Raw genomic sequence first — 16,815 nt, forward strand, 5'->3', positions numbered from 1 at the left:
TCGGCTAAGGTAGCCCCGCCGCGCGCTCCTCGCGCGTGCCTTCTCCGTCATGGACCGAGTACGAGTGAGCGCAGCCAACGCCCAAGACAGGACCGACGCGCTCGTGCAGGTGCGCGGTCTCAGCACCGTGCTGAACGGCAAGACGATCTTCGACCGTCTCGATCTCGACGTCGCGCGCGGCAAGATCACCGCGATCATGGGGCCGAGCGGCACCGGCAAGACGACACTGCTGCGCCACATCACCGGCCAGCTGCGGCCGGACGCCGGCGAGATCCGCGTCGACGGTCGTAATGTTCCGGCGCTGGCTCGCGGTGAGCTGTTCGATCTGCGCGAGAAGATCGGTTACCTGTTCCAGAACTCCGCGTTGCTGACCGATTTCAGCGTGTTCGAGAACGTCGCGTTTCCGCTGCGCCAGCATTTGAAGCTGCCCGAAGAGCTGGTGCGCAACATCGTGCTGACCAAGTTGCAGGCGGTCGGCCTGCGCGGCGCGGCGGAGCTGATGCCGAGCGAGCTGTCGGGCGGCATGGCGCGGCGCGTGGCGCTGGCGCGCGCGATCGTGCGCGACCCGATGCTGATTCTCTACGACGAGCCGTTCGTCGGCCTCGATCCGATCGCGCTGAACCAGATCCTGACCTTGATCCGCACGCTCAACGACACGCTCGGCATTACCAGCATCCTGGTCGCGCACGAGTTCGCCGCGGTCGCACGCGCTGCCGATCAGGTCTATCTGATCGCCGGCGGCAAGCTCGCCGCGCAAGGTACGCCGGCCGAGCTGGCGCGTGGCGATTCGCCCTGGACCAAGCAGTTCTTCGGCGGTGAGGCCGATGGGCCGGTACCGTTCCAGTATCCCGCGCGCGACTATGCGGCCGATCTCGGATTCCCGACGAGCGCGCAACCGGAGCGCGCACGATGAGCGCTGAGCGTCCGCGTGCCTCGCGTATCGGCGATGCGCTCGCCCAGGCTGGCGCCTGCGTCCTGTTTCTGTTTCAGCTGCTCGGTGCGATTCCACGCAGCCTGCGCTACTTCCGCGAGACGGTGCGTCAGGTCTGGTTCGTCGGCGCGATGAGCCTGGTCATCATCATGACCTGCGGCCTGTTCGTCGGCATGGTGCTCGGCTTGCAGCTCTACTACGTGCTGTCGATCTTCGGCGGCACCGCGGCGCTCGGCACGGTGGTGTCGCTGGCGCTGTATCGCGAATTGGGGCCGGTGGTGACGGCGCTGCTGTTCGCCGGTCGCGCCGGTACCTCGATCACCGCCGAGATCGGCCTGATGCGCGCGACCGACCAGTTGTCGGCGATGGAGATGATGGCGGTCGATCCGCTCGCCTACGTCGCGACGCCGCGCTTCCTCGCCGGCGTGATCGCGATGCCGCTGCTGGCCTGCGTGTTCAACGCGCTCGGTATCTTCGGCGCGCACCTGGTCGGCGTGACTTGGCTCGGCCTGGACAACGGCACGTTCTGGTCCAACATGACCTCCAACGTTGACGTTTGGAAGGACGTGGTCAACGGCGTCTGGAAGAGTACGGCGTTCGGTGCGGTAGTCGCGTTGATCGCGGTGTTCCAGGGCTACACGACGCCGCCGACCAGCGAGGGCGTGGCCTACGCGACGACGCGCACGGTGGTGTTCTCCTCGATCGTCGTGCTGGCGCTCGATTTCGTGATGACCGCATTCCTGACTTGAGATTTCGCGATGACTCAACGACGTTCCTATCAAGTCGGCACCGGCCTGTTCATCCTGCTCGGTTTCGCGGCCTTGGCTTATCTCGCGACGCAGACGACGTCGGTCGCGAATTTTCGTCAGGGCGACAGCTACGTGTTGAAGGCCAGTTTCACCAATGTCGGCCAGCTCAAGCTGCGCGCGCCGGTGAAGGTCGCCGGTGTGCGTATCGGTTCGGTGCAGTCGATCGAACTCGATCCGACCAAATTGCAGGCCAGCGTGATGCTGTCGATCGACAAGCGCTACAGCCAGCTGCCCGACGATTCCTCGGCCGCGATATTCACCAGCGGTTTACTGGGTGATCAGTACGTTGGCGTCCAGCCCGGCGGCTCGCCGGACATGTTCAAGGACGGCGACGAATTCCTGCTCACGCAGTCGTCGATCCAGCTCGAGGATCTGATCGGCAAGTTCCTCGTCAGCGGTTCGCCGAAGCCGGCGGAATCCGCACCGGCAGCCCCGGACGCCAGCAAACCGTCCGCCGACAACCATCAGAAGGAGTAACCCTCATGTTGCGCACCCTCGGCCTTGCGTTCGCCTTGTTGCTCGGCGTGGCCGTACTCCCGACGGCCCAGGCCGCACCCGATCCGCAGGCGGTCGTGCAGACCATTGCCGACGATCTGGCCAAGGCCGTCGACGGTCACCAGGCCGAACTCAAGAACAATCGCGAGAAGCTGTTGAAGGTGATCGACGGCATCCTGCTGCCGCATTTCGACATCGACTACGCGTCGATCCTGGTGCTCGGCCAATATGCGCGCTCGGCGACGCCGGAGCAGCGTGCGCGCTTCGCCAAAGCGTTCTACGAGTCGATCACGCACCGCTATGCCGAAGGCCTGTTGAACTACACCAAGGGCCGCGTGAAAGTGCTGCCGAGCCGCGGCGACACCAACGATCGCAAGACGATCGTGCGCACCCAGGTGCTGCTTGACGATGGCAAGCCGGTCGCCGTCGATTACGCGTTCCGCAAGGCGTCGGACGGGCAATGGAAGGCCTACGACGTGATCGTGGAAGGCATCTCCTACGTCACCAACTATCGCAACCAGGTTGCCGCCGAGATCCAGAAGTCCAGCCTCGATGCGCTGATCAAGCGCCTCGAGACGCAGGGTGCGGATACGCTGAAAACCATGGAAAGCGAGCAGCAGGGTGGCTGATGGCGCCGGCGAAGCGCTGCGCATCGAACGCGTCGATGCGGCGCATGTGCGCCTCAGCGGAGCGCTCGGCTTCAGCGAAGCCGGGCTCGCGTATGCGCGCTACGACGAATTGATCGGCGGTAGCGCGAAGGGCGCTACCGTCGCCGTCGACGTGGCCGGTCTGCGGCGCGTCGACAGCGCAACGCTGGCGGTTCTGTTGGCTTGGGCAGCGCAGGCAGCCAGGAGTGGCCGCCGCTTGCATCTCGATGGGGTTCCGGCCGGCCTGCGCGCGTTGGCGCGTTTATGTCAGGCCGAACCGTTGCTGGGTATCGCTTAAGCGGCCGCAGAGGCGCGGCTCGGTCACTTCTTGCCGCCGCCCTTCTGCCGCTCGTACTCGTGCTGTTCCTTCAGCAGCTCGTCGACGTCGTTCTCGTTGGTGCCTTGCATCTGGTCGATCAGCTCGGTCGGCGGCTGGCCGTCGTAGAGATCGTATAGACGGCGCTGACGGTAGGCGTCGCGGTAGAACACGTAGGGATCGTAGACGCCGTCGAGCAGGCTTTCGGCATCGATCGCGCGTGCGCGCAAGGTCACCAGATAAGCGAGGTTGGGCGTGTATTCGGACAGGAACGAGCCGTCGTTGCGGCGGCCGTACCAGTAGAGCGGATCGAAGTAGTTGTCGACCGGCAGGCGCCAGAAGTCGCGCGCCGTGGTCGAGCCGACCAGCGGCAGCACGATGTAAGGACCCTCGGCGACACCCCATTTGGCCAGGGTGACGCCGAAATCGGTATTGTTCGGCGGCAGGTTCATCTCGCTGGCCGGGTCGAACAAGCCGACGAAGCCGAGCGTCGTATTGACCGCGAAACGCCCGGTGTTCCGCAGCGCCGCTTTCGGTTCCGCCTGCAGCACGTCGTTGACGATCGTGATCGGCATCTTGATGTTGGCGAAGAAGTTCGCCGCCACCCGGCGCACGTTGGGCGAGGTGATCTTGCGATAGCCGACCGCGACGGGGCGGATTACCGCCTTGTCGGCCGCGTCGTTGAACGCATACATCTTGCGGTTGAAGCCTTCCCACGGATCGTCCGTGCGCGGCTTAGCGATGGTGCAGCCGGCCAGAATGGCAACGCTGGCAGCGAGCAGGCCCGCACGCGTGCGGGCGAAATCGGTTATGGGTCGCATCGATACTCGTCTCATGGCGTTGGGCGTCTGGGCGCCTTTGGCCGCTGGCAGTCCCTTCCTGCCCGGCTAGGCTACGCGAATTTGGGGCATTGATGCACTAAGCAAGGGTGCTCGCAACGATCGTGACGGCGTCTTGTTTGCACCGCACAAATGCGCGGCGCTACAATGGGATTCGCTAACGCCATGAATTGGCGCAGGTTTGCAAACCGGGCACACTGTCTGGTTCGGCAGACCAACGGTCGCAGCGGGCTGCGCCACGTTTTTCATACAAGCGCTTTGTGCCCGCTATGATCGCCCATACGTATGCGGAAGCGGTTGTTCGACCGCTCTGCCTTGATTTCGTTTCGGAGAGTTCGGGATGGCACGCATCACCGTAGAAGATTGCCTCGAAGTGGTCGACAACCGCTTCGAGTTGGTACTGATGGCGACCAAGCGCGCCCGTCAGCTGGCGAAAGGTGCGACGGCAGCCGTCGATGCTCACAACGACAAGCCGACGGTGCTGGCGTTGCGCGAGATCGCCGATCGCAAAGTCGATCAGACCATGATCGACGAGATCGACAAGCAGGAACGCGAGCGCAAGGAGCGCGAGGCGTTGGAATGGGCCGCCGCCGAAGTCGACGACGATCTGAGCAAGGGCGGCGACGACATCTGATGGATGCCTGGCGCCGCCAACGCAAGTTCGCCGGCGAGGCGGTCTGAAGGGCGACGCCGACATGGCCACGACTGCGGCCCGGCCGATACGGACGCCGACGGTGGCCCAGCCTCCTGCCGACGTGCGGGCGCTGGAGCAGCAGCTCGCAGCGTATCTGCCGGCCGAACAAGTCGCGCTGGTACGACGTGCGTATGAGACCGGCGCGCTGGCCCACGCCGGCCAGACGCGCAAGAGCGGTGAGCCCTACATCACTCATCCGGTCGCCGTCGCCAGCATCCTCGCCGATCTCGGCTTGGATGCCGAAACCATCATCGCGGCGATCCTGCACGATACGCTGGAAGACACCCAACTCACTTCCGAACAGATCGCGGCCGAGTTCGGCACCACGGTCGTCGAGCTCGTCGATGGTGTCACCAAGCTCGACAAGGTGCGCTTCCGCAGCCGCCAGGAGGCCGCTGCGGAGAGCTTCCGCAAGATGCTGTTAGCGATGGCGCGCGACCTGCGCGTGATCCTGATCAAGCTGGCCGACCGCTTGCACAACATGCGCACGCTTGGTGCGATGGAAGTGGAGGCGCGTCGGCGCATCGCGCGCGAGACGCTCGACATCTACGCGCCGATCGCGCAGCGGCTCGGCATGAATCGCTTCAAATCGGAGCTGCAGGATCTCGGCTTCCGCGCCCTGCATCCGGACCGCCACCGTGTCATTTCCGAGCGCATTCGTGCGGTGCTCGGCAATCGGCGCGAAGCGATGGCGCGGATCGAATCGGCCTTGAACGCGAGGCTGGAATCGGAAGAGATTCCGCATCGTACGGTCAGCCGCATCAAGTCGCCCTACAGCATCTATTCGAAGATGCAGAACGAGCACAAATCGTTCGCGCAGGTGATGGACGTGTACGGCTTCCGCGTCGTGGTCGACAGCGTGCCGCACTCCTACCACGCCCTCGGTGCGGTGCACGGCTTGTACAAGCCGCTGGACGGCCGCTTCCGCGACTTCATCGCGATCCCGAAGGCGAACGGCTACCAGTCGCTGCACACGGTGCTGTTCGGACCGTTCGGCGCACCGATCGAAATCCAGATTCGCACCGAGGACATGGACGCGGTGGCCGAGCGCGGAGTTGCCGCGCACTGGGCCTACAAGAGCGACGCGACCCCTGCGAACAGCGCGCAGACGCGCGCGCGCGAGTGGGTGTCGAACCTGGTCGACCGCCAGACGCAGACGCCGTCGTCGCTCGAATTCATCGAGAACGTCAAGGTCGATCTGTTTCCCGACGAGGTCTATCTGTTCACGCCGAAGGGCGCGATCCTGGCGTTGCCGCGCAACGCGACCGCGCTCGACTTCGCCTATTTCGTCCACACCGACGTCGGCGATCATGCCGTGGCCGCGCGCGCCGACAAGAAGCTGGTGCCGCTGCGCACGCGGCTGGTCAGCGGACAGACGGTCGAAATCGTCACCGCACCGTCGGCCAGTCCGAGCCCGCAATGGCTGGAATGGGTCGTGTCCGGGCGGGCGCGTACGGCGATCCGGCACCATCTCAAGCGCCTGCAGCACGAGGACGCGGTCGACTTCGGCCATCGCATGCTCGATCGCGCGCTCGATGCGCTGAACGGCTCGCTCGAAAGCATTCCGCACGAAACGCTGGACCGCTATCTCGCCGAGCAGAAATACAAGCGGCTGGAAGAACTCCTGGCCGACATCGCGCTCGGCAACCGCGTCGCCGATGCCGTTGCGCAGGCCCTGCTCAGCGGGCACGGCGAGCCGGCGCATGCTACGCGCCCGCACAGCAGCGAAAAAATCCTGATCAGCGGCGCCGAACGCGGCGTGCTGAGCTTCGGCAACTGCTGCCATCCGGTGCCCGGCGACGACATCATGGGTTATCTGTCGGCCGGCAAGGGCATCGTCGTGCACCGGCTCGAATGCCCGAACGTACCGGAGCTGCGCAAGTCGCCCGAGCGCTGCATCGAGATCGCTTGGGACAAGGAAGTGCAGGGCGACTACAAGATCGAACTGCGCATCGAAGTCGCGAACAAGCCGGGCGTACTGGCCCAGGTCGCCGCGGCGATCGCCGATGCGGGCTCCAACATCGAGAACGTCGAGTACAAAGAACGCGATCTGATGACTGCGACGATGCTGTTCACGATCGAAGTGCGCAGCCGCAAGCATCTAGCCGACGTGATGCGCCGCGTGCGCCGCCTGCAAGTCGTTACGGCGGTGCGGCGGCATCCGGTGTAGAGAGGCCGGGATCGGGAATTTGGGATTGGAGATTCGGCAAAGCAGGGCCGATCGGCTTTGCTATGCTTCTGACCAATCCCGAATCCCAAATCCCCAATCCCGGCTCTTCACGATGACTCGTACGATCGTCAGCACCGAACTCGCCCCGAAAGCCATCGGCCCGTATTCACAGGCCGTGCGCGCCGGCAATACGGTTTACCTCTCCGGCCAGATTCCGCTCGATCCCGCCAGCGGCGAGCTGGTCGGCGGCGACATCGCCGCGCAGACCCGACGTGTGTTCGAGAACCTTTCCGCCGTGTGTGCGGAAGCGGGCGGATCGCTGGCCGACGTCGTGCGTGTCGGCATTTATCTGACCGATCTCGGCAACTTCGCGGCGGTGAACGCGGTGATGGCCGAGTACATGAAGCAGCCTTATCCGGCACGCTCGACCATCGGCGTGGCGGCACTGCCGCGCGGGGCCGAGGTTGAGGTCGACGCCGTGCTGGTGCTCGGCGGCTGATTTTCGCGGCCGCACGCGTACGGCGTGCACAGGCGCTAGGCTAGCGCGATGCCGCCTTCCGTCCGACGTTCCATCGCTGCCGAAGAGATCGCGCTGGCGCCGCCGACCGCGCTCGCCGGGGTCGGTCCGTCGTTGGCGCAAGCGCTCGATCGCTTGGGTCTGGCACGCGTGCAGGACCTCTGGTTCCATTTGCCGCTGCGCTACGAAGACCGCACGCGCATCACGCCGATCGGCGATTTGCAGATGGGCGAAAGTGCGCAGGTGATGGGTGTGGTGCAGGCGGTCGAGCGTGGCTTTCGCTATCGGCCGCAACTGAGAGTCGCGCTCGGCGACGCTTCGCGTGCGACCTTGACCTTGCGCTTTTTCCATTTCAATCGGGCGCAAGCCGAGCAATTCGTGCCCGGCGCGCGCTTCCTCTGCTACGGCGAGGTGCGTCACGGCGCTTACGGCCCGGAGATCGTGCATCCAGCCTATCGGCGCGTGCTCGGCGAGGCCGAGGCGGCCGTCGAGGAACGGTTGACGCCGATCTATCCGACCACCGAAGGGCTCGGCCAAAAGCGGCTCGCCGGCGTGATCGCGCGTGCGCTCGATCTGCTGCCCTCGGACGAGGCTTTGGAGCTGATTCCGCAGCAGCTGCGCGAATCGCTGAAGCTCACGTCGCTGCGCGATGCGCTCCTGACCGTTCACCGGCCGGCGCCGGATGCAGACATTGCCGCGCTTGCGCACGGCCGTCATCCGGCCCAGCAGCGGCTCGCGTTCGAGGAATTGTTGACCCACCACCTCGGCCTCAAGCGCTTGCGCGCGCAGGTGCGGCGTCATGCGGCGCCGGCGCTCGGCGGCGACGGCGCCCTGCGCGCGGCGTTGCGCGCGCAGCTGCCGTTCGCGCTGACGGCGGCGCAGCAGCGGGTGGTGGCCGAAGTCGAACACGACCTGCACGCGCGCGAGCCGATGCTGCGGTTGGTGCAGGGGGACGTCGGTTCCGGTAAGACCGTGGTCGCCGCATGGGCCGCGTTGGCCGCGGTCGAGGCCGGTTTCCAGGCGGCTCTGGTGGCGCCGACCGAACTCTTGGCCGAACAGCATTGGCGCAATTTCCAGAAGTGGATGCAGCCGCTCGGCGTCTCACCGGTGTGGCTGTCGGGCAAGGTGCAGGGCCGCGCACGCGAAGCGGCACGCGCGGCAGTCGCCGGCGGTGCGCCGGTGGTGATCGGCACGCATGCGCTGATCCAGGAAGGCGTGTCGTTCCAACGCCTGGGTCTCGCGATCATCGACGAACAGCATCGCTTCGGCGTGCACCAGCGCCTGAGCTTGCGCGACAAGGGGCGAGCGACATCGCACGCACCGCGAGGAAAAGGCTCGGATACCGATCGCCAGCGCACGCAGGCGGAGCGGACGGAAGATGCCGTTCAAGTTCCTCACCAACTCGTGCTGACGGCAACGCCGATCCCGCGCACCCTGGCAATGACCGCGTACGCCGACCTCGACGTTTCGGTGATCGACGAACTGCCGCCCGGACGCACGCCGGTGCAGACCGTCGCGATCTCGAATGTGAGGCGCGGCGAGGTGATCGAGCGCATCCGCGCCGCCTGCGCGGAAGGGCGGCAGGCGTATTGGGTTTGTACGTTGATTGAAGAGTCGGAGCAGCTCGAGGCGCAGGCGGCTGAAGTCGCGTTCGCCGAACTCACAGCAGCATTGCCCGAACTGCGCATCGGTCTCGTGCACGGCCGCTTGAAGCCGAAGGAGAAGCAGGCCGCGATGGAGTTGTTCGGCAGCGGCGAGCTGCGCGTGCTGGTGGCGACGACGGTGATCGAAGTCGGCGTCGACGTGCCGAACGCGAGCTTGATGATCATCGAGAACGCCGAACGGCTCGGTTTGGCACAGTTGCATCAGCTGCGCGGCCGTGTCGGTCGCGGCAGCACGGCGTCGAGCTGCGTATTGCTGTACCAGACGCCGCTGTCGGCTATGGCGCGCGCGCGTCTGGAAGTGATGCGCGAGACCAGCGACGGCTTTCGCATCGCGGAGAAGGATCTCGAATTGCGCGGTCCGGGCGAGATGCTCGGTACGCGCCAGACCGGTCAATTGCAGTTCCGCGTCGCCGACCTCTCGCGCGACGGCGCTCTGCTGCCGGCGGTACAACGTGTCGGCGAGGCGATGTTGCGCGATCACGCGGATCTCGCCGAGAGGCTGATGGCGCGTTGGATCGGCGGCGCCGCGCGTTTCGCCAGCGCCTAGGACACCGCTCGTCGTGCGCCCTATTGCCGACCTCACCGAACTGCCGCCGTCGCGGCAGCTCGCCGTCATCATCAACTGCGGTACGAAATGGATCACCACGTTGGCGCTGGCATCGACGCACGCGGCGACGGCGGCGCCGATTCTGCTCGTCGATTGCGAGTCGCGCGACGGTAGCCGTGCGCACTTCGAGCGCTTGAGCGCGTTGCACGGCCTCGACTTCTTCTGGCTGGAATGGCCGTTGCGGCGGCATGGCGTCGCGCTTGATGCGTTGCTCGCGCAGGTGCGCGCCGAGCAAGTGCTGTTGGTCGATTCGGATGTCGAGCTGCGCGACCCTGCGGTCGTCGCCAAGTTGAGCGCTGCATTGGCCGAAGATCCGTCCGCCTACGGCGCCGGCTTTTTGCATGGGCCGGAATGGCTCGGCGCTGCGCACGGTCTACCGCCACGGATCGGCTACTACGCACAGCGCATGTGGATTCCGTTGGTGTTGCTGCGCACCGCCACGGTGCGTGCCGCGCAGGCGGACGGAGTCAGCTTTGCGCAACGACGTGCGTTCATTGAGTGGCGCGGTTGGCCGCGATTGTCGAGAGCCTTGGCGACGCGCTATTGGATTCCGGGGCTGCGCTCGCTGCGTCGGCGCCTTCCTTCCGACGACGTGAGCCAAGAAACGCAGGCGAGCTTCATCGATTACGACACCGGCGCCGATGTGCATGCACGGCTGCAACGTGTGGGTCATCGACTGGCTTGCCTGCCCGACTCGGATTGGCAACAGGTGACGCACTATCACGGCGTCAGCCGCGCACAGCGGCGCTGGAGCCGGCGCAAGCTGGCGCAGCGTCTGGGTTTGGTCGCTGCAGCGAACGACACCGAGCAGGACTCGATCTTGCGCGAAGTGCGCGAACGTCTGGCGACGCGGTTCGGGATAACATCGCTCGATTGAGGCAACATCCGTGATGTTCGAGCGCAAACGCGGTTAGTGGCGATGCAGTTGCCGCTGGTTGATCACGGCAGCTCGAACATCTTTCTTGGAGCATTCGACTTGATCCTGATAGATACCGACCCCGGCGTCGACGACGCACTCGCGATCCTGATGGCGCATCGGCACGCCGAAGTTGTCGGTCTCAGCATCGCGGCCGGCAATGTCGGGCTCGCGCACACGGTGGCAAACGCGCTGAAACTGGTCGAAGTAATCGGTGCCGACACGCCGGTATTCAGCGGTTGCCCGGTGCCCTTGGTGCTGCCCGCTGCGGATGCCGGATTCGTGCATGGAGCGGATGGCTTCGGCGACATTGGTTATCGGCCGGCGGCGCGCAGCGTCGCAGACGAACACGCGGTCGCGGCGATCTTGCGGCTCTCGCACGAATACGCGGGAAAGCTGGTGCTGGTCGCACTGGCGCCGCTGACGAATCTGGCGTTGGCGCTGCGGCTCGACCCAAGATTGCCGGAGCGCATCGCGCGCTTGGTCGTGATGGGCGGAGCCGTGACCGGTCGCGGCAATACGCATCTGGTGCCGGCCGAGTTCAACATCGGCTTCGATCCGGAGGCGGCGCACGTGGTGTTCTCGGAATGGCCGCAGTTCGACCTGATCGATTGGGAAGCCTGCGTGCGCCACGCGATGGATTTCGCCTGGTTCGATCGTGTCGTCGCCGCGGGCGAAGTGCGCGGCGATTTCTACGCGGCGATCTCGCGCAAGGCGCGGCTGTTCAACGAAGGCCATGGGCGGCGTCGCGGCATGGTCGTCGCGGACGCGCTGGCGATGGCGGTGGCGCTGGAACCGGCGATCGTGCGCAAGGTCGAAGCACGCCATGTCGGCATCGAACTCAACGGCGCGATGACGCGCGGCGCGACCGTGGTCGACTGGGAAAACCGGTTCGGCCGGCCGGCCAACGCACGCATCGTGCTGGAGGTCGATCAGGCGCGCTTCCAGGCGCTGGTTGCCGCTGCGCTTGGCGCCGATGCGGCTTGAGGCAGGGCATACTTGCCGCAGTCTTTGCCGGCAGGCTATACTGCCGCTCTTTTATCGCGGTCTTGCCGCGGAGCAGCCCATGAAAGCCGACATCCATCCGAACTACAAGCCGGTCGTGTTCCAGGACATCTCCAGCGACTTCTCGTTCCTGACCAAGTCGACGATGAGCAGCAAGGAAACGATCAAGTGGGAGGATGGCCAGGAATATCCGCTGATCAAGGTGGAAATTTCCAGCCACTCGCACCCGTTCTTCACCGGTAAGCAGAAGATCGTCGACACCGCTGGTCGCGTCGACAAGTTCCGCCGCCGCTACGCGAAGTAAGACCGGAAAGGTCTCGTCCCGGCCGGGGGCATACGCTTGCTCTGAGCCGAGACCCAGCTTCACGAGTCATCCGAACGCCGGCCTTGTGCCGGCGTTTCGCGTTCCCGCGCGCTGCGCGCATGCGGATGAACATCGCTTCATCCAATGCTCCGTTTGCGGCGTCTGCGCTTGATTCCCGCGCGTGCCGCACGCACCTGCTGCCATGCAATAATTGTGTGTTGACCGCGGCGTAGCATCGGCGGTCGCATTCGCACGTTCAGCCTCCCTCGCACGGTCTGGTGCGTCGGTGGCCCGCAGCCAGGAGTACGCCATGTCCGACAAAATCGTCCAGCTCACCGATCCCGCCACGAATAAGAGCGCCGCATTGCCGGTCGTGAGCGGCACGCTCGGCGATCCGGCGTTCGACATCGGCAAGCTCAACAAGGAAACCGGCTACTTCACCTTCGATCCCGGCTTCATGTCGACCGCGGCGACGCGCAGCGCGATCACCTTCATCGATGGCGACGCGGGCGTGCTGATGTATCGCGGCTATCCGATCGAGCAACTCGCCAAGCAGTCGAGCTTTCTCGAAGTCGCCTACCTCCTGATCAACGGCGAGCTGCCGGACCAGGCGAAGTTCTCGGCCTTCGAGGACGAGGTCACGCATCACACGATGATGCACGAGGCGCTGAAGAACTTCCTGCACGGGTTCCACTACGACGCGCATCCGATGGCGATGCTGTGCGCTTCCATCGCGTCGCTGTCGGCGTTCTATCACGACACGCTCGACATGAACGATCCGGAGCAGCGTCGTCTCGCTGCGATCCGCCTGATCGCCAAAGTGCCGACGATCGCCGCCGCCGCTTATCGCTATTCGATCGGTTGGCCGATCCGCTATCCGCGCAACAATCTCGAATACGTCACGCGCTTCCTGCACATGATGTTCGAAGTCCCGAGCGAGCCGCTGCAGCTGTCGCCGGTGGCGGCGAAGGCGCTCGATCTATTGTTCATCCTGCACGCCGATCACGAGCAGAACGCGAGCACCTCGACCGTGCGCCTGGTCGGTTCGACCGGCGCCAACCCGTACGCTTGCGTCGCAGCCGGCATTGCGGCGCTGTGGGGTCCGGCGCACGGTGGCGCCAACGAAGCCGTGCTGAAGATGCTCGGTGAGATCGGCGACGCCAAGAATGTCGGCAAGGCGGTCGAGAAGGCGAAGGACAAGAACTCCGGCTTCCGCCTGATGGGTTTCGGCCATCGCGTCTACAAGAACTTCGATCCGCGCGCGACGATCATCCGCGAGATGTGCCACAAGGTGCTGGCCGATCTCAACGTCAACGATCCGCTGCTCGACGTCGCGATGGAGCTGGAACAGGCGGCGTTGAAAGACTCTTACTTCGTCGAGCGCAAGCTGTATCCGAACGTCGATTTCTATTCCGGCATCATCTACAAGGCGCTCAAGCTGCCGACCGAAATGTTCACCGTGATGTTCGCGATCGCGCGCACGGCGGGCTGGGTCGCGCATTGGCTCGAGCAGCACCTCGATCCGGAAACCAAGATCGGCCGCCCGCGCCAGATCTATACCGGCTCGCCCAAGCGCGAATACGTGCCGATCGCCAAGCGTTGAAGAGCCGGGATTGGTTGAAGAGCGCGGGCATCGCTGACGCGGGCCCGCGTCGACGATCGCTATGAGCTTTGCAGCAGTGTTTCGAGCGCGGCCAGCGTCGCGCGCTGCATCGGTTTTTCGCTGACGCGATCGAGGGGCGCTTGGCGCAGTCGGTCGTAAGGCAGCACGGTCAGATCGATCGCGGCTTCGTCGGCGCTGAACAGCAGTACCGGGAAATCGTCCGCGGTGTCGCGATCCAGGCGCAGGCGGCGTGTCTGCGTTTCGAACGGAATCGCACGTTCGCGCAGCACAGCTTCGACCTCGAAAGGCTGGTCGGAATACAGATGGAGACACACCGCCGAGTGTTCGTCGGCGGTGCCTTCGAGCACAGCGCCGACCAGGCGCGGCTCGAAGCGTGCGAAGAAGCGCATCGCCTCGCGCGCGACCTCGCGTAGTCGGTGCAAGTTGCCCGCCTGATCCTCGGCTCGAAACAGGCGCTGGTGTTCGCGCAGCGCTTGCTCGATTTCGATGTTTTTCGGCAGGCTGACTTCGTCGAAGATGCCGAGGCGTTCCGCGGCCTTCAGTTTGGCTTGGCGATAGTCGCGCAGGCCGCTTTCGCTGATCAGGCGCGCCGCTTCCACCGCGATACGCCGGCGTTGCTCGCTCGCGCGGTTGTGCGCGTGACTGGCATGCCGGTCGTTCATGCGCAGGCTCTCAGAAGACGTCGTAGGCGGGTTGGTCGTTGCTCGACTCTTCGGTCTGCGGCGGGCGCTCGGCGAGGCGCGTCGCATCCTCGGTCTTCATCACTTCCAAGATAGCGCCTTCGGTTCCGGCGCCGGCGAGATAGCCGCTGGCAGGATCGATGCGAACGCGCGTGATGCCGGGCGGCATGTCGAACGGCTGTTCCGGCACGTCCTTCAGCGCGGTACGCATGAAATCGATCCACAGCGGCAGCGCTGCCTTGGCGCCGAATTCACCGCGGCCGAGCGAGCTGAAGTCGTCGAAGCCGACCCAGCAACTGACCGCCAGCTGCGCATTGAAACCGGTGAACCACGCGTCGCGATGGTCGTTGGTGGAGCCGGTCTTGCCGGCCAAGTCGTTGCGCTTGAGCACCATCGCCGCCGATCCGGTACCACGGCGAACGACGTCGCGCATCAACGAGGCGACCAGATAAGCGTTGCGGGGATCGATGGCGCGCAGCGCCAGATGCGGTTGCGCCGGCGTCGACGGTGCCGAAGTCGCCTGCGCGCTTCCGATCGGATTGAGCGCATTGGTTGCCGAAGCCGGTCGCGGTGGCGGCGGTGTAGCGGAGGCCGAATCGGTGAGCTGGCGCTCGGGGCAACTCGCGCAGGCCACACCGGGCTCGGCGCGGTACACGACCTGTCCGTCGCGGTCGGTGATTTCGCTGATGTAGTACGGATCGACCAGGTAGCCGCCGTTGGCGAATACGGCGAAGCCGCGTGCCATCGCCAGCGGCGCCACTGCGGCCGTGCCGAGCGACATCGACAGGTTCGGTGGGATCTGATCGAGGCTGAGGCCGAAGCGCGTGATGTACTCGCGCGCATAGCGCACGCCGATCGCATCGAGCAGGCGCACCGACACCAAGTTGACCGACTTGACCAAGGCTTCGCGCAGGCGAATCGGTCCTTGGAAGCTGTCGTCGTCGTTCTTCGGCGTCCATACGCCGTCGGGTTTGGACGGATCGGGAAATGAAACCGGCGCGTCGTTGAGCACCGAAGCCGGCGTGAAGCCGTGGTCGAACGCCGCCGAATACAAGAACGGCTTGAAGCCCGACCCCGGTTGACGTGCACTCTGGGTGGCGCGGTTGAACTTGCTGCGCAGGAAGCTGAAGCCGCCGACCATGCTTTCGATCGCGCCGTCCTCGGGTTTCAGCGCGACGATCGCCGCTTCTGCGGCCGGAACTTGCGTGAGCTTCCAGTTGCCTTCGGCGTCGCGCTGCAGGCGCACGACGTCACCGCGTTTGAGCACATCGGAAACGCTCTTCGGCGCAGCACCGCGACGATCCTCGTCGATGCGCGGACGCGCCCATTCCATCGCGTCGAGCGCGAGCGACACGGCCTGACCGTCGGCCATTTGCAAGGTCGCATGGTCCTTGGCCGATTCGGTGACCAGGGCGGGCAGCATGCCGGCGATCGGGCGGTAGTCCGCCAGCGCTTCGTCCCATTGCTCGCGTGCCGCATTCGCGCCGAGATCGACGTGGGCTTCGGCGCCGCGCCAACCGTGGCGGCGGTCGTAGTTGGTCAGAGCATCGCGCAGCGCGCGATTGGCCGCTTCCTGGTAGACCGAGTTCAGGGTCGTCTTGACCACGTAGCCGTCGGTCAGAGCGTTGTTGCCCAGGCGTTCGATGGCTTCCTGGCGCACGAGTTCGGCGAAGTAGGGAGCGTCGACTTCGACCGGCGCCTCGTGCGCCTGCGCGAGGTCAGGCTCCTTCATCGCGCTGTCGTAGTCCGCCTGGCTGACGAAACGATTCTCCAGCATGCGGCCGAGCACGTAGCCGCGGCGCTCGAGCGCGCGCTGCGGTCGGCTCAGCGGATTGCCGGTGGAAGGGAATTTCGGGATCGAGGCGAGCATGGCGCACTCGGCCAGGTTCAATTGGTCGAGCGTCTTGCCGTAGTAGAACTCGGCCGCTGCGATGATGCCGTAAGAGCGGTGACCGAAGAACGCTTTGTTGAGATAGAGCTCGAGGATCTCGTCCTTGCTCAGCGCGTTCTCGATGCGGAAGGCGAGGAAGATCTCCGACAGCTTGCGCGTATAGCTGACTTCCGAACTCAGGAAGAACATGCGCGCGACTTGCTGGGTAATCGTGCTGCCGCCGGCGACGTGCTTGCTGCCGGTGCTCAAGGTCAGCCAGACCGCGCGCGTGATGCCGCCGATGTCGATGCCGCGATGGGTGTAGAAATCTGCGTCCTCGGCGGCGAGGAAGGCCAGTTTCAGCCGCTCAGGCACGTCCTGGATGCGCGCCGGCGTGCGCTTGGTCTCGCCGAAGGTTGCAATCAGCTTGTCGTCGGCGGACTTGATCCTGAGCGGAACCTGCAGGCGCACGTCCTTGAGCGTCTCGACCGACGGCAGGCGCGGGGAGATCAGCCAGTAGGCGGTGCCGAGGGCGAGTCCGCCGAGGAGGACGCCGGCCAGCGCCAGGTAGAGCGCGTAGCGCAGCAGGCGGAAGAAGAGGGGCATGCAGGGTTAAGGACTTGTGATGTCAGTCAAAGTAAGTGCGCTAAGTGGCGGAGTATAGATTGTATGTCGCTCGCGCGAACCGGTCGGGGACGGGGTGGTCGTCACCCTTCAGAAGAAAACC

Annotated in this window: 16 protein-coding genes; 13 read left to right on the plus strand and 3 right to left on the minus strand. The window is 65.1% G+C overall.

Going from position 1 to position 16,815, the window contains the following annotated elements:
* The first annotated feature begins 49 nt into the window (after positions 1-49).
* From AC3QL3_RS03430 to AC3QL3_RS03450, 5 genes are read left to right on the plus strand one after another with little or no spacing between them, the layout of a single operon-like run.
* Positions 50-913, plus strand: a complete 864-nt coding sequence (locus AC3QL3_RS03430; protein ID WP_492896898.1) for an ABC transporter ATP-binding protein — start codon at positions 50-52, stop codon at positions 911-913.
* The gene (gene mlaE, locus AC3QL3_RS03435) at positions 910-1,680 is read left to right on the plus strand and encodes a lipid asymmetry maintenance ABC transporter permease subunit MlaE (protein WP_492896899.1); all 771 of its coding nucleotides are present in this window, start codon (positions 910-912) and stop codon (positions 1,678-1,680) included. Before AC3QL3_RS03430 ends, mlaE begins: the two co-directional genes overlap by 4 nt.
* A 9-nt stretch (positions 1,681-1,689) precedes the next feature.
* Positions 1,690-2,217: an outer membrane lipid asymmetry maintenance protein MlaD gene (gene mlaD, locus AC3QL3_RS03440; protein ID WP_492896900.1), complete on the plus strand. Its 528-nt coding sequence runs from the start codon at positions 1,690-1,692 to the stop codon at positions 2,215-2,217.
* A gap of 5 nt (positions 2,218-2,222) precedes the next feature.
* A complete protein-coding gene (locus tag AC3QL3_RS03445; protein ID WP_492896901.1) occupies positions 2,223-2,864 on the plus strand; it encodes an MlaC/ttg2D family ABC transporter substrate-binding protein in 642 nt (213 codons plus the stop codon).
* The gene (locus AC3QL3_RS03450) at positions 2,857-3,180 is read left to right on the plus strand and encodes an STAS domain-containing protein (RefSeq protein WP_492896902.1); all 324 of its coding nucleotides are present in this window, start codon (positions 2,857-2,859) and stop codon (positions 3,178-3,180) included. The genes AC3QL3_RS03445 and AC3QL3_RS03450 overlap by 8 nt, the downstream gene beginning before the upstream one ends.
* Positions 3,181-3,203: 23 nt before the next feature.
* Here the strand turns inward: AC3QL3_RS03450 and AC3QL3_RS03455 are convergent, their stop codons facing one another.
* Positions 3,204-4,019, minus strand: a complete 816-nt coding sequence (locus AC3QL3_RS03455) for an MlaA family lipoprotein (RefSeq protein WP_492896903.1) — start codon at positions 4,017-4,019, stop codon at positions 3,204-3,206.
* Between the two features lie 358 nt (positions 4,020-4,377).
* Here AC3QL3_RS03455 and rpoZ point away from each other — a divergent pair, with 358 nt between their 5' ends.
* From rpoZ to AC3QL3_RS03495, 8 genes are all read left to right on the plus strand, one after another.
* Positions 4,378-4,671 carry a DNA-directed RNA polymerase subunit omega gene (gene rpoZ / locus AC3QL3_RS03460; RefSeq protein ID WP_492896904.1) on the plus strand — a complete coding sequence of 98 codons (294 nt, stop codon included), beginning with the start codon at positions 4,378-4,380 and terminating at the stop codon, positions 4,669-4,671.
* A gap of 61 nt (positions 4,672-4,732) precedes the next feature.
* Positions 4,733-6,901, plus strand: a complete 2,169-nt coding sequence (locus AC3QL3_RS03465; RefSeq protein WP_492896905.1) for a RelA/SpoT family protein — start codon at positions 4,733-4,735, stop codon at positions 6,899-6,901.
* A 112-nt stretch (positions 6,902-7,013) separates the two neighbouring features.
* The gene (locus tag AC3QL3_RS03470) at positions 7,014-7,400 is read left to right on the plus strand and encodes a RidA family protein (protein WP_492896906.1); all 387 of its coding nucleotides are present in this window, start codon (positions 7,014-7,016) and stop codon (positions 7,398-7,400) included.
* A gap of 48 nt (positions 7,401-7,448) precedes the next feature.
* On the plus strand, positions 7,449-9,629 hold the full coding sequence (recG, locus tag AC3QL3_RS03475; RefSeq protein WP_492896907.1) for an ATP-dependent DNA helicase RecG: 2,181 nt from the start codon (positions 7,449-7,451) through the stop codon (positions 9,627-9,629).
* Between the two features lie 13 nt (positions 9,630-9,642).
* Positions 9,643-10,566, plus strand: a complete 924-nt coding sequence (locus AC3QL3_RS03480; RefSeq protein ID WP_492896908.1) for a glycosyltransferase family 2 protein — start codon at positions 9,643-9,645, stop codon at positions 10,564-10,566.
* Between the two features lie 99 nt (positions 10,567-10,665).
* Positions 10,666-11,592: a nucleoside hydrolase gene (locus AC3QL3_RS03485; RefSeq protein WP_492896909.1), complete on the plus strand. Its 927-nt coding sequence runs from the start codon at positions 10,666-10,668 to the stop codon at positions 11,590-11,592.
* A gap of 79 nt (positions 11,593-11,671) precedes the next feature.
* Positions 11,672-11,914 carry a type B 50S ribosomal protein L31 gene (locus AC3QL3_RS03490; RefSeq protein WP_492896910.1) on the plus strand — a complete coding sequence of 81 codons (243 nt, stop codon included), beginning with the start codon at positions 11,672-11,674 and terminating at the stop codon, positions 11,912-11,914.
* A gap of 310 nt (positions 11,915-12,224) precedes the next feature.
* Positions 12,225-13,517 (plus strand): citrate synthase, encoded by a 1,293-nt coding sequence (locus AC3QL3_RS03495; RefSeq protein WP_492896911.1) that lies wholly within the window; start codon positions 12,225-12,227, stop codon positions 13,515-13,517.
* A 59-nt stretch (positions 13,518-13,576) separates the two neighbouring features.
* Here the strand turns inward: AC3QL3_RS03495 and AC3QL3_RS03500 are convergent, their stop codons facing one another.
* Complete coding sequence (locus tag AC3QL3_RS03500; protein WP_492896912.1) at positions 13,577-14,200, minus strand: hypothetical protein; 624 nt, start codon at positions 14,198-14,200, stop codon at positions 13,577-13,579.
* A gap of 10 nt (positions 14,201-14,210) precedes the next feature.
* Positions 14,211-16,694: a penicillin-binding protein 1A gene (locus AC3QL3_RS03505; protein ID WP_492896913.1), complete on the minus strand. Its 2,484-nt coding sequence runs from the start codon at positions 16,692-16,694 to the stop codon at positions 14,211-14,213.
* Positions 16,695-16,815: the final 121 nt, after the last annotated feature.

The organism is Dokdonella sp. GW821-FHT11D02 (assembly GCF_058808595.1).